This is a genomic window from Arthrobacter sedimenti (assembly GCF_042652025.1).
Taxonomy (GTDB): domain Bacteria; phylum Actinomycetota; class Actinomycetes; order Actinomycetales; family Micrococcaceae; genus Arthrobacter; species Arthrobacter sedimenti.
This window is the reverse complement of the sequence record NZ_JBHSDQ010000002.1, coordinates 473,724-492,653: the sequence shown is the minus strand read 5'-3', so window position 1 is coordinate 492,653 and position 18,930 is coordinate 473,724. Positions and strand designations below refer to the sequence as shown.

The window sequence follows — 18,930 nt, the reverse complement described above, 5'->3', positions numbered from 1 at the left end:
CACCCTCCGGGGCCGGCCGCGCGCCGTCCCGCGCCGCTGACCTGCTGCTGCGCCTTGACCCCGGGGTGGCCGGGCGTAACGTGGACTGCGTGGACTGGCTCTCATGGTTTGATGCGCCGGAGTACGAATTCGCCCGGCAGGTGCTGCAGCGGGGTGTGGCGGCACTGTACTTGGTGGCGTTCCTGTCCACGCTGAACCAGTTTCCCGCCCTGCTTGGCGAGCGCGGCCTGCTGCCGGTCCCGGAGTTCCTGGCCGGGTTTACCCGGATGCGCCGGCCCACGCTGTTCCGGTGGCGGTACTCGGACCGGCTGCTGCGCGGTGTCTGCGCCGCCGGCCTGGTGGTCTCGGCGCTGCTCGTGGCCGGAATTCCGCAGATGGGGCCGCCCTGGGTGCCGCTGATTGCCTTCCTGGCCCTGTGGCTCCTGTACATGTCGATCGTGAACGTGGGGCAGACGTTCTACGGGTTCGGCTGGGAGATGCTGCTCCTGGAGGCGGGCTTCACCGTGGCTTTCCTGGGTTCCAACCAGACCGAGCCGCCCCGGACCATCCTGATCCTGATCGTGTGGCTGGTGTTCCGGCTGGAGTTCGGGGCGGGCATGATCAAGATCCGCGGCGGCCGGGAGTGGCGGGACCTGACGGCGCTGTACTACCACCATGAAACCCAACCCATGCCGGGGCCGCTCAGCCGGCAGGCGCACCTGTTGCCCAAGCCGTTGCACCGCATCGAGGTGGTGGGGAACCACATCGCGCAGCTGGTGGTGCCGTTCCTGCTCTTTGCGCCGCAGCCCGTGGCCAGTGTTGCGGCCGCCGTCGTGGTGGTTACCCAGCTGTGGCTGGTGGCCAGCGGCAACTTCGCCTGGCTGAACTGGATGGCGATAGTGCTCGCGTTCGCCGCGATCAGCGATCCCGTGGCGCACGCAGTGATCCCGGCCATCCCGGCGGACTGGGACGCGGCCACCGGAATGCAGCGGGCCACCCCGCCGTGGTGGCTGGCCATCACCCTGGCTGCGTCCCTCCTGCTGCTTGCCCTGAGCTACTGGCCGTTGCGGAACCTTTTCTCCCGCCGGCAGCTGATGAACGCGAGCTTTAACCGGTGGCAGCTGGTCAACGCCTACGGCGCGTTTGGCTCCGTAACCAAGCAGCGCATCGAGATCGTGGTGGAGGGCACCCTGGACGAGGACCCCGGCGACAGCTCGGACTGGCGTGAGTACGGCTTCAAGGGCAAGCCTGGCGATGTCCGCAGGATCCCCCGGCAGTGGGCCCCGTACCACCTGCGCCTTGACTGGCTCATGTGGTTCCTGCCGCTGCGCAGCGTGCACGAGGAATGGTTTTATGCCTTCCTGGCAAAGCTGCTGGCGGCGGACCGGCAGATGCTGCGGCTGCTGCGGCGAGACCCGTTCGACGGCGCCGCGCCCCGTTGGGTGCGCGTGCGCAGCTTCCATTACCGTTTCGCCAGCCGCAAGGAGTTCCGCGGGACGGGGAACCGTTGGGTGCGGACCCTCCTGCACGAACCGATCCCGCCCACGTCCCTGCGTCGGCCGCAGGGACGGCAGCGCTAGCTAAACCTTCTGGGCAGCCCGCCGGATGATCTCCTGGGCATGTTTGAGGATGGGGCCGTCGATCATTTTCCCCTCGTACCGGAACACTCCGGACCCGGCTGACTCCGCGGCAGCCAGAAGGGCCTGGGCCGCGGCAACTTCGTCATCGGACGGCGCGTAGGCCTTGCGGACCACCCCGGCCTGGCTCGGGTGGATGCAGGCCTTCGAACTGAAGCCTGAGGCCACCGCGTCGGCCGCCTCCGCCCCAAGGCCCTCAAGGTCGGGAATGTTGGTGTAGACGGCATCCACGGCTTCCTTGCCGAACGCCCGGGCCGCCACAAGCACCGACGAGCGGGCGTGCAGCGCAACAGCCCGGTAGCCGCCGTCGTCCGTCCTGCTGGACGTACCGCCAAGCGTGGCCAGCAGGTCCTCCGCCCCCCACATGAGGCCCACCACGTTGGGGGCGGCGGCGATGGCCGGTGCGTTGAGCACGCCAAGGGCCGTCTCGCACAGCGCGATCACCTGGTACCCCTCAAGGGCCTTGAGCTGTTCTGCGGACTCGGCCTTGGCCAGCATCACGGTGCGGTAGGGCGTGTGGGCCAGGCAGTGCATGTCCTTTTCGAAGTCTTCCGTTCCTACCGGGTTGACCCTGACGATGGTGCAGCTGGGTTCCAGTTCCGGTTCCACCCCGGTGGTTCCCAACTGGGCCAGGATGGCGCCGCGGGCGCGCTGTTTGTCCGCCGGCGCCACCGCATCTTCCAGGTCAAGGATCACGGCATCGGCCCGGGCGGCGGCCTTTTGGTAGCGCTCCGGCCGGTCGGCGGGGCAGAACAGCAGGGCGGGGCCCATCACGAAAGTCATAAGGCTATTCTCCGATGTTTTGAACGTTTTGCGCGTCCTGGTACGCGTCCCGCGTCCACATCAGGCAGCTGCGCGTGGCCCGGGCCACCACGGTTCCATCCTGGTTGCGGCCGGTGTGTTCCATGGTCACGATCCCCTGGCCGGGGCGCGAGGCCGAAAGCCGCCTGCCGGTGATGACGGTCTCCGTGTAAAGCGTGTCGCCGTGAAAGAGCGGGTGCGGGAAGGACACGTCCGTCAGGCCCAGCTGGGCAATGATGGTCCCCTGGGTCAGCTGGGTTACGGACTGGCCCACCATGGTGGCAAGGGTGAACATCGAGTTCATCAGCCGCTGGCCGAAGGGCTGCCCCGCGCTCCAGGCGGCGTCCAGGTGGAGGGCCTGGGTGTTCATGGTGAGCGTGGTGAACAGGACGTTGTCGGCTTCGGTCACGGTGCGCCCCGGGCGGTGCGCGTACACCACGCCTTCCTCCAATTCGTCGAAGTACAGTCCGCGCTGTTCGACGACCCGCCTGCCGCCATCGCCCCCGGCGGTGGTTGGGCTGGCGGAATCCCTGCCCGGAAGGCTGTTGCCGGTCATACGGTAAGTTCCCGGTCTTCCTCGAACAGGTCGGCGCCGGTGGCGGCCACCACGTCCTCGACGGAGACGTTGGGGGCGAGTTCCTGCAGGACCAGCCGTGACGAACCGCCATCCTTGACGACGTCGATGACGGCCAGGTCCGTGATGATCCGGTCCACGCAGCCCTTGCCCGTCAGCGGCAGCGAGCATTGCTGGACGATCTTGGGGTTGCCGTTGCGGTCAACGTGCTCCATCATCACGATCACCCGCTTGGCCCCGAACACCAGGTCCATGGCCCCGCCCATGCCCTTAACCATCTTGCCCGGGATCATCCAGTTGGCCAGGTCGCCGTTGGCAGCCACCTCCATGGCGCCCAGCACGGCCACGTCCACGTGGCCGCCGCGGATCATGCCAAAGGACGTTGCGGAGTCGAAGAACGCCGCTCCCCTGTTGACGGTCACGGTTTCCTTGCCGGCGTTGATCAGGTCCGGGTCCAGCGCGTCTTCAGCGGGGTAGGGTCCGACGCCGAGGATTCCGTTCTCGGAGTGCAGCACCACTTCCACCCCGTCCGGGATGTAGTTGGGAATCAGGGTGGGCATGCCGATTCCCAGGTTCACGTACTGGCCGTTCCGGAGTTCCTTGGCCACCCGGGCGGCCAGTTCATTCCGGTTCCAGCCTTTCGTTTCAGCCGGCGATGTTGAGTCGCCTTGGCCGGCGTGCTGCTGGGAGCCTGCGCGCCGGTATTCCGGGCGTACGGCTTCCGGCCGCGGAGCTTCGGGGCTGTTGGGATCCATGGTCATGCTCCTGCCTCCTGGTTGCTGCCGGCTGTTCCCCTGGAAGACGGGGCGGTCAGTGCCACGGTCCGCTTCTCAATGCGCTTCTCCCCGTTCTGCACCAGGACGACGCGCTGGACGAAGATGCCGGGGGTGTGGATGTGTTCGGGGTCCAGTTCGCCCGGCTCCACGAGTTCCTCCACCTCCGCGATGGTGATCTTTCCGGCCATGGCACACAACGGGTTGAAGTTCATGGCCGTGGCGTGGAAGACGAGGTTGCCGTGGCGGTCGCCCTTCCACGCGTGCACCAGCCCGAAGTCCGGGGTGAGGGACTCTTCGAGGACGTAGTCGACGCCGCCGAACGGGCGAACTTCCTTCGGTGCCGAGGCAACCGCGATGCCTCCGTTGGCGTCGTACCTCTGCGGCAGGCCGCCGTCGGACACCTGTGTGCCCACCCCCGCCTTGGTGTAGAACGCCGGGATGCCCGCGCCGCCGGCGCGTAGTTTCTCTGCCAGCGTGCCCTGCGGGGTGAGCACCACCTCAAGCTCGCCGGCCAGGTACTGGCGGGCGAACTCCTTGTTTTCGCCTACATAGGAGCTGATGGTGCGGCGGATGCGTCCGTCCCGGAGCAGGATGCCAAGCCCCCAGTCGTCAACGCCGCAGTTGTTGCTGACGGTTTCCAGATCCGTTGTGCCGGCCCGGTGCAGGGCATCGATCAGGGCCACCGGGATCCCGCAGAGGCCGAACCCGCCCACGGCCAGGGAGGCGCCGTCGGGGATATCCGCCACGGCCTCGTCAGCGCTGGCAACAACCTTGTCAATCATCATTGATCCTTTCAGGCCGGCTTACGTACCCTGCGGCAGGCGCAAGGGCTAAAGTCCCAGTTCGCGGGCGATCAGCATCAGCTGGACCTCCGTGGTGCCCTCCCCCACTTCAAGGATCTTGGAGTCGCGGTAGTGGCGTGCCACAGTGAACTCGTTGATGAAGCCATAGCCGCCGAATACCTGGGTGGCATCCCGCGCGTTGTCCATGGCTGCCTCGCCTGCGACCATCTTAGCGATGGCCGCCTGGGTCTTGAACGGCTTGCCGGCCAGCATCCGGGCGGCCGCGTCGTAGTAGGCCAGCCGGGCGGTGTGGGCCCGCGCCTCCATGCGCGCGATCTTGAAGGAGACCGCCTGGTACTTGCCGATTTCGTGGCCAAAGGCCCGGCGCTCGCGGGCATACCTGACCGACAGGTCCACGCAGCCCTGCGCGGCGCCCGTTGCCAGGGCGGCGATGGCGATCCGGCCCTCGTCCAGGATGGAGAGGAAGTTCGCGTAGCCGCGCCCCTCGGCGCCCAGCAGGTTTTCTTCCGGCACCCGGACGTCCTTCAGGGTGAGCGGGTGGGTATCGGAGGCGTTCCAGCCCACCTTGTTGTAGGGCTTCTCCGCCTTGAAACCCGGCGTGTCCGTGGGAACCAGGATGGTGGAGATTTCCTTCTTGATGCTGCCGTCCCGGCGCTGCTGCTGTCCGGTGACAGCCGTGACGGTGACAAGGCGGGTGATGTCGGTTCCGGAGTTGGTGATGAACTCCTTGTTGCCGTTGATCACCCAGTTGCCGTCCTCGCGCCTGGCGTGGGTCTTGGTGCCGCCGGCGTCCGAGCCTGCCTCGGGCTCGGTGAGCCCGAACCCGGCGAGCGCCTGGCCGGATGCCAGCATGGGCAGCCACTCCTGCTTCTGCGCGTCTGTACCGAAGCGGTACACGGGCATGGCGCCGAGGGAAACGCCGGCTTCCAGGGTGATGGCCACCGACTGGTCAACGCGGCCCAACTGTTCCAGCGCGAGCGCAAGGGCGAAGTAGTCCCCGCCCATGCCGCCGTATTCTTCCGGGAACGGCAGTCCGAACAGGCCCATCTCCGCCATTTGCTTCACCACTTCATAGGGGAAGCTGTGCTCTTCGTCGTGCTTGGCGGATACGGGGGCCACCACGTTGTCCGCGAAGTCGCGCACGGTGTCGCTGAGGTCCTGGTATTCCTCGGTGAGTTCAAAACCGGTCATGGTCAGGCTCCTTCGCCTTGGTCTTCGTCTGTAGCTGTTTCTGCGTCCGTGGAAGCGGGTTCTGCAGCCGCGGGATGGGGGTGGACAGTGGCCAGCACCTGGTCGGCCTTCACCAGGTCACCGGTGCGGGCGGCAAGGTGGACCGTCCCTGCCTGCGGGGCCACCAGATGGTGCTCCATTTTCATGGCCTCCACGGACACCAGGACCTCCCCGGCCTGGACCTCGTCCCCGTCACTGACCGGGACGGCGACCACTGTTCCGGGCATCGGCGAGCGCACCTCGGGATCCGCGGCGCCTTCCTGCCGCTGGACGGCTGCCAGCACCCGTTCCAGCCGCGCCTCGCGGGTCAGGACGTCGAGCCGGCAGGACCAGCCGCCGTTGCCGAGGAAGAGCTGGGTGGGACGTCCGGGCAGTGGGTTGCTCCACGTCGGTTCCACCGGCCCAGTGAAGACCGGCGCAAGCCGGTAACTCCGGCGTTCGCCGTCAAGGTCGAGGTTGATGCTTTGCCGGCTGGACCAGTGCAGCGCCGCACGTCGCGTCGCGCCGCCGTCGACCGTTACCGTGGCGGTCTGTCCCCCGTTGGGGCTGCCGCTGACCAGCACGCTGGCCACGCCGCCGTCGGGCGTTCCCAGGCTGATGCGGCGCGGCGCCGGCGCGCCAAGGCGCCAGCCGCTCCTGCCCTGCCAGGGCCCGGCGTCCGGGGCGGGGTCGTTTTGCGCTTCCAGGGAGAGCGCGTAGAGCGCGGCAGCCACGAGTTCGGGCTCCCCGATGCGGCGGAATTCGAGGGCGGGCAGCTTCCGTTCGATCAGGCCGGTGTCCAGTCGCCCGGCGCGGACGTCGGGATCGTTGAGCAGGAGCCGCAGGTACTCGACGTTGGTCTCGATGCCCAGTGCCGTGTAACCTGCCAGTGCCGCGTCCAGGGATGCGAGTGCTGCTCCGCGGTCCGCGCCCCAGGCGACCACCTTGGAGATCATGGGATCGTAGTGTGCCGAGAGCTCCAGTCCTTCCACCAGGGAGGAATCCACCCGGACCCGGCCGTCCGGGTTCGGGGGCACCTCATCCAGCTGCAGCACAGTCCCGGTGGACGGCAGGAAGTTCTTCTCCGGCACCTCGGCGTAGACGCGCGCCTCCACTGCATGGCCGGACAGTTCGACGTCGGCCTGCCGCAGCGTCAGTTCCGCACCGGCGGCGATCCGCACCTGCCATTCCACCAGGTCGATGCCGGTGATCATTTCCGTTACCGGGTGTTCCACCTGCAGCCTGGTGTTCATCTCCATGAAGAAGAACTCGTCCGGGGCGTCGTCCGACACCAGGAATTCCACGGTTCCCGCCCCGGTGTAGTCCACGCTGCGGGCGGCATTGCATGCAGCCTCGCCGATCCGCGACCGCACCTCCGCCCCATTTAGCAGGCCCTCCAGCAGGGGCGACGGGGCTTCCTCAATTACTTTCTGGTGCCGCCGCTGCAGGGAGCACTCGCGCTCGCCCAGGTGGATGACATTGCCGTGGTTGTCAGCCAGCACCTGCACTTCGATGTGCCGCGGTGTGGTCACCAGGCGCTCCAGGAACAGGGTGTCATCACCGAACGCCGCGCTGGCCACACGCCGCGCCGTGGCCAGCACGGCGGGCAGGTCCGCCGGCCTTTCCACCACGTGCATGCCTTTGCCGCCGCCACCGGCGGAGGGCTTGATCAGGAGTGGATAGCCGACGGCGGCAGCGGACTCCGCCAGTTCGCTGTCCGTCATGCCGGGCCTGGCAACGCCGGGGACCACGGGCACGCCGTACCCCGCCACATGGTTCTTGGCGCGGATCTTGTCACCCATGACGTTGAGCGCTTCAACGCCCGGGCCAATAAAGGAGATGCCGGCTTTTTCGAGGGCACGGGCGAAGTCCACGTTCTCACTGAGGAAGCCGTAGCCCGGATGGACCGCCTCGGCGCCGGACTGCCGGCAGGCTTCGACGATCGCGTCGGCGTTCAGGTAGCTCTCGGCCGCGGCGGCGGGGCCGATCCGGACGGAAGTGTCGGCTTCGCGCACGTGGCGGGCGCCGGCGTCGGCATCGCTGTAGACGGCCACCGAGCGGATCCCCAGCTGGCGGAGGGTCCGGATCACGCGGCAGGCGATTTCGCCGCGGTTGGCTACCAGGACCGTGCTGAAGAGGGGCGTGGCGTCATTGGCGGCCGCCCCGCTCCCGGCGTCGGCAGTGGTCTGCGTGGCGGTGTTGGTCTGCATGGTCATTGCTGGCTCACATCCGGAAGAGGCCGAAGGAGGTCTCCGGCAAGGGGGTGCGGGAGACGACGTCCAGGGCGAGACCCAGGACGGTGCGGGTATCGGCGGGATCGATGACGGCGTCGTCCCACAGCCGGGCGGTGGAGTAGTAGGGGCTGCCCTGGTCCTCGTACTGCTGGCGGATGGGGGCCTTGAAGGCTTCCTCGTCGCCCGCCGGCCAGTCCTCCTCTGCCGCCTCATACTGGTCCCGCTTCACGGTGGCCAGCACGCTGGCCGCCTGGTTGCCGCCCATCACGGAGATCCGGGCCGCCGGCCACATCCACAGGAATCGCGGTGAATAGGCGCGGCCGCACATGGAGTAGTTCCCGGCACCAAAGGATCCGCCGATCACCACTGTCAGCTTGGGGACGCGGGCCGTGGCGACGGCGGTGACCATCTTGGCCCCGTTTTTGGCGATGCCGCCCTGTTCGGCGTCCCTGCCCACCATGAAGCCGGAGATGTTCTGCAGGAACAGCAGCGGGATGCCGCGCTGGTCGCACAGTTCGATGAAATGGGCTCCCTTGAGCGAGGACTCGCTGAACAGCACGCCGTTGTTGGCCACGATGCCCACCTGATGTCCGTTGATCCGGGCGAACCCTGTGACCAGGGTGGTGCCGTAGTCCTTCTTGAACTCGTGGAACCTGCTGCCGTCCACCAGCCGGGCGATGACTTCGCGGACGTCGTAGGGTGCGTTGACGTCCGTGGGCACGGCGCCGTAGAGCCCTTCCGGGTCAACGGCCGGTTCGACGGCGGGTTCCACCTGCCAGGCGGGCGCGGCGGGCGGCGGCAGGGTGGCAACGATGTCCCTGATGATCTGGAGGGCGTGTTCGTCGTTTTCGGCCAGGTGGTCCGTCACCCCTGAGATCCGGGAGTGCACCTCGCCGCCGCCGAGTTCCTCTGCGGTGACAATCTCCCCGATGGCGGCTTTCACCAGCGGCGGTCCGCCCAGGAAGATGGTGCCCTGGTTCCGGACGATGACGGTTTCGTCGCTCATGGCGGGGACGTAGGCGCCGCCTGCCGTGCAGGAGCCCATAACGGCGGCAATCTGGGGGATCTTGGCGGCGGAGAGCCGGGCCTGGTTGTAGAAGATCCGGCCAAAGTGTTCCTTGTCCGGGAACACCTCATCCTGCTTGGGGAGGAAGGCACCGCCGGAATCCACCAGGTAGACGCACGGCAGGCGGTTTTCCAGCGCGATTTCCTGGGCGCGCAGGTGCTTCTTGACGGTCATGGGGTAGTAGGTGCCGCCCTTGACGGTGGCGTCATTCGAGATGACCAGGACCTGCCGGCCGTGCACCAGGCCAATCCCGGCAATGACCCCGGCGCCCGGGGCATCGTCGTTGTACATGCCGTTGGCGGCAAGGGGCGCGATTTCCAGGAACGGGCTGCCGTCATCCAGGAGCTGGTCGATCCGGTCCCGCGGGAGCAGCTTGCCCCGGGCCACGTGCCGGTCCCGCGACTTCTGGGGACCGCCCAGCGCCGCATCCGCCAGCCTCTTCCGCAGATCCTCCGCGAGCGCCAGCTGCGCTTCACGGTTGGCGCGGAAGGACTCGCTTGCCGGGTCGAGCCGGGTGGCCAGGGTCTCCATTGACGATCCGTCCTGTGTGCACCGGCCGGCTCCACGCCAACTCGGTTAGTGACTAATAACTGAAATTCAGGTTAGTCTCGATTAACTGTGATGTCCAACACATGGGCTCCTTGTTAGACTCTGCGTCGGCCCCAGGAGGAAAAGTGTCCAGCAATCCAGCGCAGCCGGTCCCTGCCACGCACGCCCCCACAACGCAGCGCGGCAAGGCCAAGGAGAACCGGCGGCAGGCGTTGCTTACTGCCGCGGCGTCGCTGTTCGCAGTCAACGGCTTCAACCGGGTGTCCCTGGAGGACCTGGGCGCGGCCGCGGGAGTCAGCGGCCCCGCGGTTTACCGCCACTTTCCCGGCAAGCAGGCCGTCCTGGCCGACCTGCTGGTCACCGTGAGCCAGGAACTGCTCGACGGCGGGCGCCAGGTTGTGGAGCAGACCGCCGACCCCCTGGCGGCGCTGCGTCGACTGGTGGAGTTCCAGGTGGATTTCGCGCTCGGCAAGCCCGACGTGATCCGGGTGCAGGACCGGGACCTCAGCAACCTGTCGGAGCAGGACCAGTCCGCGGTGCGCGCGCTGCAGCGCAGCTACGTGGAGCTGTGGGTGGACGTCCTGGCAAAGGTCCACCCCGGTATCGATGCGGCAGAACTGCGCATGCGCGCCCACGCCACCTTTGGCCTGATCAACTCCACCCCGCACTCGGTCCGCAGCCACGGCCGGCGGATGGCTGCCAGCGTTGCCCGGCCCCTGCTGGAACGGATGGCGCTGGCAGCCCTGATGGTGGAGAGCACACCGCCGCGCGGCTAGACCATGGTGAGGACCATGCCCGGCTCGGCCAGGATGGCGCCGACGTCGGCAAGGAAACGGGAGCCCTGCTCGCCGTCCACCAGGCGGTGGTCGAAGGACAGGCTCAGTGTGAGCACCTGGCGCAGCGCCACTTCGCCCCGGTATTCCCATGGCATGGTCCGGACAGCCCCGAGGCCAAGGATCGCTGCCTCCCCCGGGTTGAGGATGGGGGTGCCGGCGTCGATGCCGAAGACACCGATGTTGGTGATGGAGATGGTGCCGCCGGAAAGGTCGGCAGGGGTGGTCTTGCCGGCCCGCGCGGTTTCGGCGAGCTCCGCCAAGGCCTGGGCGAGCTCCGGGAGCTGCAGGGCGTCGGCGTCCTTGATGTTGGGCACGGTAAGTCCCCTGGGCGTGGCTGCGGCGATGCCCAGGTTCACGTAATGGAACGTGACGATCTCCTGGTTTTCCTCGTCCCAGCGCGAATTCAACGCCGGCTGCCGGCGCAGGGCGATGAGGACCGCCTTGGCTGCGAGGGTCAGGGGCGTGAGCTTGATGCCGGCGAATGCCCTGCTGTCCTTGAGCCTGGCCAGCAGCTCGAGGCTGGGCGTGACGTCCACGGTGAGGAACTCGGTGGCATGCGGCGCGGTAAAGGCGCTTTGCACCATCGCGGCCGCGGTGTGTTTCCGGACGCCCTTGATGGAGGTCCGGGTCTCCCGCTCCCCCGCGCCGGCCCGAGGCGTTACCGCCTGGCCAGCCATAGGGGCGGAGGGTTCTTCCGCCTGCCCGGCAAATTCCTGGACGTCTTCCCGCGTGATCAGCCCGCCGGGACCGGTACCGCGGATCTGCACGAGGTCCAGCCCCAGGTCCTTGGCCAGCTTGCGGACAGGAGGAGTGGACCTGGGCCGTTCGGTGGGCCTGGTATCGGCAGGGCGGGTGCCTGCAGGCTCAACCACCTGCACTGCACTTTCTGCGGGCGTTGTTTCGGCAGGCCCGGCCACGGGGGCGAAGTTCCGTGCCCGGCGCGTGGGGCGACCGGAACCTTCGACGACGGCACCGTACCCCACCAGGTTCGGTTCCCGTTTGGGCGTTTCCACCGCAGCTTCCCCGGACCCCTCGTTTCCGGCACCGGACGGAACGGTGCCGGACGGCACACAAGGTGACCCGCCGGCGTCGTCCGCCACCTCGAAGGAGACGATGGGCTTGCCCACCTCCACCACGGAACCGGGCTGCTCGTGAAGTTCCTTGATGACCCCGGCAAAGGGCGACGGAAGCTCCACCACGGCCTTGGCCGTTTCCACCTCGGCGATGACCTGGTTCAGGCTGACGGTGTCGCCAACACCCACTTTCCAGCTGAGGATCTCGGACTCGGTGAGTCCCTCCCCCAGGTCCGGGAGCCGGAATTCCTTGATCATGGTGGCGCTCATCCTTCCAGCCCGCTCAGGGAATTGGGGCGGCCCAGGGCACGGTCAACGCCGTCCAGGATGCGGTCCAGGCCCGGCAGGTGGTGCATTTCCAGCTTGGAGTACGGGTAGGGAATGTCGAAGCCGGTCACCCGCACGGGTGCTGCTTCCAGGTGGTAGAAGCACCGCTCCGTGATGCTGGCAGCCACTTCCGCACCGAGGCCGCCGGATTGCCCGGCCTCGTGGGTCACCACCAGCCGCCCGGTCTTCCGCACGGAGGCCACCACGGGTTCGTAGTCCACGGGGGCCAGCGAGCGCAGGTCAACGACTTCAATCGAGATGCCTTCGTCCGCAGCGGCGGAGGCGGCGTCCAGGGCAGTTTTGACCAGGGGCCCGTAGGCCACCAGGGTGACGTCGCTGCCGTCTGTCAGAATCCGTGCCTTGTCCATGGGCAGGGCCTTGGCCGGATCCACGGACTCGTCCACCTCGCCTTTGTCGTGGTAGCGGCGCTTGGGCTCGAAGTACAGGACGGGATCGTCGCAGGAGATGGCCTGCTGGATCACGGTGTAGGCGTCCTGCGGGTTGGCCACTGTCACCACCCGCAACCCGGAGGTGTGGGTGAAGTAGGCTTCCGGGGATTCCGAGTGATGTTCGGGTGATCCGATGCCGCCGCCGAAGGGGACGCGGATGGTGATGGGCATCTTGACGGCCCCGCGGGTGCGATAGTGCAGCTTGGCCACCTGGCTGACAATCTGGTCGAACGCCGGGTAGATGAACCCGTCGAACTGGATCTCCACCACCGGCCGGTAGCCCCGGTAGGCCAGGCCCACGGCGGTGCCCACGATGGCGGACTCGGCCAGCGGCGTGTCCACGACGCGGTGGGTCCCGAAGTCCTTTTGCAGGCCGTCCGTTACCCGGAACACCCCGCCCAGGGTGCCGATGTCCTCGCCGAGGAGGACCACCTTTGCGTCGTTTTCCAGCGACTTGCGCAGCCCGGCATTGATGGCACGGGCGAAGGTCAACTGCGTCATCAGCGTGCACCTTCCTCTGAAACGGCTCCTGCGGGATCGCCGAAGGACGCCAAATAACGGGCGTAGTGGTCCTGCTGGCGTTCCAGCCAGGAGTTGGGCGTGCTGTAGACGTGCTTGAAGATGTCCATCGGCTGGGGATCGGGCATGGTGGTGCAGCCCCGGCGCATCTCCGCCGCAACGGCGTCTGCCTTGTCCTTGACCTGTTTCTGCAGTTCCGGGCTGAGCAGGCCCTTACGGTCCAGGAGGCCGGCCAGCCGTGAGATGGGGTCCTTCGCCGCCCAGTCCTCCAGCTCATTCGCGTCGCGGTAGCGGGTGGGATCGTCCGCGGTGGTGTGCGGCCCCATGCGGTAGCTGACCGCCTCGATGAAGGTGGGACCCCCGCCGCGCCGTGCCCGGTCCAGTGCCAGCCGGGTAGCGGCCATGACCGCCAGGACGTCATTGCCGTCCACCCGCAGGCTGGGGATGCCGAAACCGGTGGCCCGGTCCGCGAGCTGGATATGGGACTGCAGTCGTACCGGCTCGGAGATGGCCCAGTGGTTGTTGGTGCAGAAGAACACCACGGGCACCTGGAAGCTGGCGGCAAACACCATGGCCTCGTTGACGTCGCCTTCGCTGGTGGCACCGTCGCCGAAGTAGGTGACGGCGGCCGCGTCGGCGCCGTCATTCTGGATCCCCATGGCATAGCCGGTGGCGTGCAGGGTCTGGGCACCGATGATGATCTGCGGCGTGGCCATGTTGATGGTGTACGGGTCCCAGCCGCCGGACGCATTGCCGCGCCATACCCGAAGGAGGTCGGTCAGATCCACGCCGCGGCAGTACGCCACGCCGTTCTCGCGGTAGCTGGAGAACACAAAGTCGTCCGCCCGCAGGGACCTGCCGGAGCCAATCTGGGCCGCCTCCTGTCCGAGCAGCGGGGGCCACAGGGCCAGCTCACCTTGCCGCTGCAGGGCGGTGGCTTCCACGTCGATCCGGCGGATGACGGTCATGTCCTCGAACAGGGAACACAACTGTTCGTCGGTGATATCCCTGACCCAGAAGTCGAATTCCGGGTGGCTGATGCGTTCGCCTGCCGGGGTGATCAGTTGAAGAAGTTCCTGCCCGGGCGTGCCCGGATTTCCTGCGCTTTGGGGGGTCTGTGCGCCGCCATGGCCCGTTTCGTCTGTAGACACGATTGCCGCAACCTTCGTACGTCGTTGACCCGTGGCCTCCGGGCTTTTGGCCCTGCCGCCACCGGCCTTCCGGGCGTCATTGCCCCAGATACTGTGACCCTACTCACAACATCCATGGGGTACAACCACTCGGGCATTTTTTGAGCAAAATGCCCTGTCCGCCCTATCGGCACCGTGCTAGCGTTGCGCATTATGCAAGCTTTGGATGGCACTGACACCCGCCTGCTCTCGGCGCTGGCGGAAGATCCGCGCCGGACGGTGGTGGCGCTCGCCCAGAAGCTGGGCCTGTCCCGCAACACCGTCCAGGCGCGCATGGCCCAGTTGGAAAAGAAGCACGCCTTCCTGTCCTTTCAACGGCGCATTAATCCGGCGGCGCTGGGGTACCCGCTCATGGCCTTCATCTCCGTGCATGTCCAGCAGCAGAAGCTTGGGAGGCTGGCGGAGGAGATCGCGGCCATTCCGGAGGTTCTGGAGGGATACGGGCTGACGGGATCGGCGGACCTGCTGCTGCGCGTGGTGGCCCGGGATGCCGAGGACCTGTTCCGCATCAACGGCAAGATCCTGGCCTGTGACGGCGTGGAGCGTGCGGACACCGCTTTGGCAATGGGCGAGCTGATCCCCTTCCGGGTGCAGCCCCTGCTGGACCGGGGCTCCGAGGGCGGGTAGCGGCAAAATTTCGAGGCGGCGCTGAAAGCACGACGGCGGCGGGCCGGGTTATAGGCTGGTTTCAGTCATGCGCGGGCCGGGGACCGGTCCGTCCGCCGCCGGCGCCAGAGCGCCTGTTCAATGAAAGGCACCCCACTTGACTAGTCCCCAGGAAGCGGGCAGTCCCCAGGACCAGGGCAGCTCCCAGGATCCGTACCAGCAGGGCCCGTACCAGCAAGGCCCACACCAGCAAGGCCCGGCGGGCTACACGCCGCAGCAGATTCCCCCGATGCCGCAGCAGCCGGCGCCGTTCGGCCTGCCCGGTGAGCCCCCTCTGCAGAGACGCCGGCAGCGGAGCCGGCGGAAGCTGTGGATCATCCTTGGCAGCATTGGCGGGGTGCTGCTGCTGGTGATCATCGGCGTCGTCATCCTGGTGAACATCGTGGGCAGTGCCACCAACCAGGCCAGGGGCCTTGCGGACGACTTCACCAAAAAGGTGATCGCCGGCGACACCTCCGGTGCGTACGACGAGTACCTTGACCCCGCCCTGCAGAAGCAGCTCTCCAAGGAGGCATTCATCTCCGGGGTGCAGAGCCTGGAAATGGACAGCTCCTGCCAGCCTTCCTACAACAACCTCAAGGTCGCCACGGACAACGGCGTCAAGTCGGCCGAGGTGGTGGGCCAGATCAGCTGCACCGGCAAAAAGGTGGACCTGGCCTACAAGTTCGAGGGAACCGACCAGCTCCGGATGACCAACATCAAACTGCGTCCCGCCTCCTAGGGACCACGCGGAGGGCTGAAACACCGGGAAAGTGGAAAGGGTACTGATCTTTTTACCCATCCACCTCCGGCCATGATCCGAATCGCTTCCGAGGGTCCCGACCAGGGACCACACACGGCGGGTGGACACGCCCGCCCTATCGGAAGGATCCAGGTCATGCGCAACTCACCCAACCGCCTCGTCGCCACCATTTTCGGAGCCGTCTACCTGCTGGTGGGCCTCCTGGGCTTCGCTGTCACCTCCGGCATCGGTTTCGCCGCCACCGAGGGCGCCAACCTCATCATTTTTGAAGTCAACCCGCTGCACAACGTCATCCACCTGGCCATCGGCGCCGCGCTGCTGTTCGCCGGACTCCGCGGAACGGCCAGCGCGCGCACAGTGAACGCCACCGTGGGCGGCGTCTACCTCCTGGTGGGCATCGTTGGCCTGTTCCTGCTGAACTCGCCGCTGAACATCATCGCGCTGAACGGTGCCGACAACGTCCTCCACCTGGCCAGCGCGGTACTCCTGCTCGGCGTGGGCCTGTCCCTGGACAAGTCCCCGGCCGCAGCCCGCGCCTAGCATGCCAGGACAGGACATGGCGGGCCAGCGCATGACAGCGCACGATGGAGCAGCCCTCCCGCTGTCAGCACGGGCGGACCGCCCGGCGCCGCGGCAAGAGGTGGTGCCCCAGAGGCACCCCTCGGTCCGCCTGGTCGCCGGGTTCGCGGGACTCGGCGCGGGGTCGGTCAACCTGGCCATCTCGTCGAGCGTCTTTTCAGCTGGTTCCGGTGAGCCGGAAAGGGTCCTCGCCGGCGCGCTGGCCGGACTCTGGGGCGCGGCCCTGCTGGCCGGTGCCGTGGTATTCCTGGCCAAGGACAGGCCAGCGGGCGGCCGGTGGATGCAGTTTGTGCTGGCAGCCGCGGCCGTGGCCCACCTCGCCGCCATCGCTTTCCCCACCCCTGCGACCTCCGGGCTGGGCTTGACGCAGCTTTCGGCGCTGCTGCTGACGCTGATGATTCTTGCCTCGCTGGGTTGGCTGCGACGGGCAGCCGGGGAAAGGGCGGCAATGCGCCCGGGCAGGCTGCTGCTGGCAGCGTTCGCGGGCGCGCTCCTGGTGGCGGGCATTACGACGCCGGGGCTTGCCGCTTCAACCGCCGGCCAGTACGCCGTACCGCACGGTGGACACGGGAACCTGGCACCGCGCGGCCACCACCAGCGCTAAGCCGGCAGCGTTGAGCCACCCGCGGCAAGACCCTCCCGGCCCCAACGAAAGAGCCTCCGTGCCGCAGTTCAGTCTGCGGCAGGAGGCTCTTCGCGTTGCGCCGGAAAAGTCCCGGTGCTGGTTGGCAGTGGACCCTCTTCAGGGACCCTGCCTAGTGGTCCACGGCCTTTTCGGCTCCGATGCCCGTGAGCGACCGGACTTCCATCTCGGCCTGCTTGGCGGGATCCTCCTTCTGCTTGTCCAGGGTGGTGCCCAGCCAGCCCAGGAAGAAGGCCAGCGGGATGGACACGATGCCCGGGTTGCTGAGCGGGAAGAGGGCGAAGTTGGCGCCCGGGATCATCGAGGTCTTCAATCCCGAGACCACCGGGGAGAACACGATGAGCAGGATCGCGGAGGCCAGGCCGCCGTACATGCTCCACACGGCGCCCTGGGTGGTGAACTTCCGCCAGAACAGCGAGTAGATGATGGTGGGCAGGTTCGCAGATGCCGCGACGGCGAAGGCCAGCGCCACCAGGAAGGCCACGTTCTGGCCGTTGGCGAAGATGCCGCCGAGGATTGCCAGGATGCCGATCACCACCACGGTGCGGCGGGCTACCCGGACTTCGGTGGCGGCGTCGGCCTTGCCCTTGGCGATGACGTTGGCGTAGATGTCATGGGCAAAGGATGCCGCGGCCGTAATGGTCAGGCCGGCCACCACCGCCAGGATGGTGGCGAACGCGACCGCCGAGATGAACCCGAGCAGCAGCGGGCCGCCCAGGTGGAACGCCAGCAGCGGGGCGGCGGCGTTGACTCCGCCGGGTGCGGACTTGATGGTGTCCGCGCCCACCAGGGCTGCGGCCCCGTACCCCAGCACCAGGGTGAAGAGGTAGAACAGGCCGATCAGCCAAATGGACCAGACCACGGACTTGCGTGCTTCCTTGGCGGTAGGGACGGTGTAGAAGCGCATCAGCACGTGCGGCAGGGCTGCCGTACCCAGGACCAGGGCCAGGCCCAGGGACATGAAGTCCAGCTTGGAGGTTTCGGTCTTGCCATACTGCAGGCCCGGGTTGAGAACTGCCGGGTTGTTGGCGGTCTCCACGGCGCCGCCCAGCAGGGCGGAGAGGTTGAAGCCGTAGATGGCCAGGACCCACAGCGTCATGACGGCGGCACCGGCGATGAGCAGCATGGCCTTGATGATCTGGACCCAGGTGGTCCCCTTCATGCCGCCGATCAGGACGTACATGATCATGAGGGCGCCGACGACGATGATCACCAGGGCCTGGCCGCCCCAGTCGCTGATGCCCAGCAGCAGGGAGATCAGGCTTCCCGCGCCGGCCATTTGGGCCAGCAGGTAGAAGAAGCAGACGGCGAGGGTGGAGATGGCGGCGGCGATCCGGACCGGGCGCTGCTTCAGCCGGAAGGACAGCACGTCAGCCATGGTGAACTTGCCGGTGTTGCGCAGCAGTTCAGCAACCAGCAGCAGCGCCACCAGCCAGGCCACCAGGAAGCCGATGGAGTACATGAACCCGTCGTAGCCGTTGATGGCGATGGCGCCCGTGATGCCCAGGAAGGATGCTGCGGACAGGTAGTCGCCGGCGATGGCGGTGCCGTTCTGTGATCCGGTGAACGACCGTCCTGCCGCGTAGTAGTCGGCGGCGGTCTTGTTGTTGCGGCTGGCGCGGAACACAATCACCATGGTCACGGCCACGAACAGGCCGAAGATGCCCATATTCAGCAGGGTGGTGTCCTTGAGGGCGGCGACATCCACCGCTGCGGGAATTGCGATCATTTGTTGGCTCCGCCCACTCGGTTTCCGTTCCTATCGAATTCATGCCCCTCGATCTCGTGCCTGATCTCCGAAGCGATGGGGTCCAGCCGCTTGTTGGAGTAGTGCACGTACCAGCCGGTGATGGCGAAGGTGGAGACAAACTGGAGCAGGCCCAGGATCAGGCCGATGTTGATGTTGCCCCAGACCTTGGTGGACATGAATCCCACCGCGTAGTCGGCCAGCAGGACATAGGCGAAGTACCACAGCAGGAAGGCCACTGCCATGGGGAAGACAAAGCTGCGGTGACGCTTGCGCAATTCCTGGAACTGCCCGGTCGACTGGACTTGTTCAAAGTCCACGGACGCCGCTGCGTCCGGAGTATGGGCATCGTTACCCATCGTTCCTCCTCATTGAGTTGCCGGAACACACCGGGCGGCAGGCCCTGATCACGCAGGGGCACCGCAGATGTGACACCAATCACTTTGCCGTCCGGCCCCGCCCGTGTTCCAGCACATCATCCCCCACCGTCGCTCAACGGTCGCGATGCTGCGGCAAACGGCACCCGCCGCT

The 18,930-nt window shown here is 67.1% G+C and carries 18 protein-coding genes; 6 read left to right on the top strand and 12 right to left on the bottom strand.

Annotation, left to right across the window (positions count from 1 at the left end):
• Positions 1-89 precede the first annotated feature (89 nt).
• Positions 90-1,559 (top strand): lipase maturation factor family protein, encoded by a 1,470-nt coding sequence (locus ACFO0G_RS07495; RefSeq protein WP_286404344.1) that lies wholly within the window; start codon positions 90-92, stop codon positions 1,557-1,559.
• Here the strand turns inward: ACFO0G_RS07495 and ACFO0G_RS07490 are convergent, their stop codons facing one another.
• The 7 genes from ACFO0G_RS07490 to ACFO0G_RS07460 are packed head-to-tail and all read right to left on the bottom strand — an operon-like array spanning position 1,560 to position 9,610.
• Positions 1,560-2,399, bottom strand: coding sequence for an HpcH/HpaI aldolase/citrate lyase family protein (locus ACFO0G_RS07490; protein ID WP_286403091.1), 840 nt, complete (start codon positions 2,397-2,399; stop codon positions 1,560-1,562).
• A 4-nt stretch (positions 2,400-2,403) separates the two neighbouring features.
• Positions 2,404-2,973: a MaoC family dehydratase gene (locus ACFO0G_RS07485; protein WP_286403089.1), complete on the bottom strand. Its 570-nt coding sequence runs from the start codon at positions 2,971-2,973 to the stop codon at positions 2,404-2,406.
• Positions 2,970-3,752: a CoA transferase subunit B gene (locus ACFO0G_RS07480; protein WP_376976940.1), complete on the bottom strand. Its 783-nt coding sequence runs from the start codon at positions 3,750-3,752 to the stop codon at positions 2,970-2,972. Before ACFO0G_RS07480 ends, ACFO0G_RS07485 begins: the two co-directional genes overlap by 4 nt.
• The gene (locus ACFO0G_RS07475) at positions 3,749-4,549 is read right to left on the bottom strand and encodes a CoA transferase subunit A (RefSeq protein WP_286404340.1); all 801 of its coding nucleotides are present in this window, start codon (positions 4,547-4,549) and stop codon (positions 3,749-3,751) included. Before ACFO0G_RS07475 ends, ACFO0G_RS07480 begins: the two co-directional genes overlap by 4 nt.
• Before the next feature lie 48 nt (positions 4,550-4,597).
• Entirely contained in the window at positions 4,598-5,761 is a 1,164-nt protein-coding gene (locus ACFO0G_RS07470; protein ID WP_286403087.1) for an acyl-CoA dehydrogenase family protein, read from the bottom strand.
• A 2-nt stretch (positions 5,762-5,763) separates the two neighbouring features.
• Entirely contained in the window at positions 5,764-7,995 is a 2,232-nt protein-coding gene (locus tag ACFO0G_RS07465; protein ID WP_376976939.1) for an ATP-binding protein, read from the bottom strand.
• A gap of 7 nt (positions 7,996-8,002) precedes the next feature.
• Complete coding sequence (locus ACFO0G_RS07460) at positions 8,003-9,610, bottom strand: carboxyl transferase domain-containing protein (protein WP_376976938.1); 1,608 nt, start codon at positions 9,608-9,610, stop codon at positions 8,003-8,005.
• Between the two features lie 101 nt (positions 9,611-9,711).
• Between ACFO0G_RS07460 and ACFO0G_RS07455 the strand changes: the two genes are divergently transcribed.
• Complete coding sequence (locus ACFO0G_RS07455) at positions 9,712-10,404, top strand: SACE_7040 family transcriptional regulator (RefSeq protein WP_376976937.1); 693 nt, start codon at positions 9,712-9,714, stop codon at positions 10,402-10,404.
• Here ACFO0G_RS07455 and ACFO0G_RS07450 read toward each other — a convergent pair.
• Genes ACFO0G_RS07450 through pdhA form a run of 3 tightly spaced genes read right to left on the bottom strand, consistent with a single transcriptional unit; the run spans position 10,401 to position 13,983 of the window.
• Complete coding sequence (locus ACFO0G_RS07450; protein WP_376976936.1) at positions 10,401-11,795, bottom strand: dihydrolipoamide acetyltransferase family protein; 1,395 nt, start codon at positions 11,793-11,795, stop codon at positions 10,401-10,403. The genes ACFO0G_RS07455 and ACFO0G_RS07450 overlap by 4 nt on opposite strands.
• 8 nt (positions 11,796-11,803) lie before the next feature.
• The gene (locus tag ACFO0G_RS07445; protein WP_376976935.1) at positions 11,804-12,814 is read right to left on the bottom strand and encodes an alpha-ketoacid dehydrogenase subunit beta; all 1,011 of its coding nucleotides are present in this window, start codon (positions 12,812-12,814) and stop codon (positions 11,804-11,806) included.
• On the bottom strand, positions 12,814-13,983 hold the full coding sequence (pdhA, locus tag ACFO0G_RS07440; RefSeq protein ID WP_286403073.1) for a pyruvate dehydrogenase (acetyl-transferring) E1 component subunit alpha: 1,170 nt from the start codon (positions 13,981-13,983) through the stop codon (positions 12,814-12,816). Before pdhA ends, ACFO0G_RS07445 begins: the two co-directional genes overlap by 1 nt.
• A 192-nt stretch (positions 13,984-14,175) precedes the next feature.
• Between pdhA and ACFO0G_RS07435 the strand changes: the two genes are divergently transcribed.
• The 4 genes from ACFO0G_RS07435 to ACFO0G_RS07420 all read left to right on the top strand — a co-directional run bounded on the left by ACFO0G_RS07435 (position 14,176) and on the right by ACFO0G_RS07420 (position 16,613).
• On the top strand, positions 14,176-14,649 hold the full coding sequence (locus ACFO0G_RS07435; RefSeq protein WP_376976934.1) for an Lrp/AsnC family transcriptional regulator: 474 nt from the start codon (positions 14,176-14,178) through the stop codon (positions 14,647-14,649).
• A 136-nt stretch (positions 14,650-14,785) separates the two neighbouring features.
• Positions 14,786-15,409, top strand: coding sequence for a hypothetical protein (locus tag ACFO0G_RS07430; protein WP_376976933.1), 624 nt, complete (start codon positions 14,786-14,788; stop codon positions 15,407-15,409).
• Between the two features lie 156 nt (positions 15,410-15,565).
• A complete protein-coding gene (locus ACFO0G_RS07425; RefSeq protein WP_286403070.1) occupies positions 15,566-15,970 on the top strand; it encodes a DUF4383 domain-containing protein in 405 nt (134 codons plus the stop codon).
• Between the two features lie 31 nt (positions 15,971-16,001).
• A complete protein-coding gene (locus tag ACFO0G_RS07420) occupies positions 16,002-16,613 on the top strand; it encodes a hypothetical protein (RefSeq protein WP_376976932.1) in 612 nt (203 codons plus the stop codon).
• 151 nt (positions 16,614-16,764) lie between these two features.
• Here ACFO0G_RS07420 and ACFO0G_RS07415 read toward each other — a convergent pair whose 3' ends face one another.
• Both ACFO0G_RS07415 and ACFO0G_RS07410 read right to left on the bottom strand, forming a co-directional pair.
• Positions 16,765-18,381: a solute symporter family protein gene (locus ACFO0G_RS07415; protein ID WP_286403066.1), complete on the bottom strand. Its 1,617-nt coding sequence runs from the start codon at positions 18,379-18,381 to the stop codon at positions 16,765-16,767.
• Positions 18,378-18,758, bottom strand: a complete 381-nt coding sequence (locus ACFO0G_RS07410) for a DUF485 domain-containing protein (protein WP_286403065.1) — start codon at positions 18,756-18,758, stop codon at positions 18,378-18,380. Before ACFO0G_RS07410 ends, ACFO0G_RS07415 begins: the two co-directional genes overlap by 4 nt.
• Positions 18,759-18,930 lie beyond the last annotated feature (172 nt).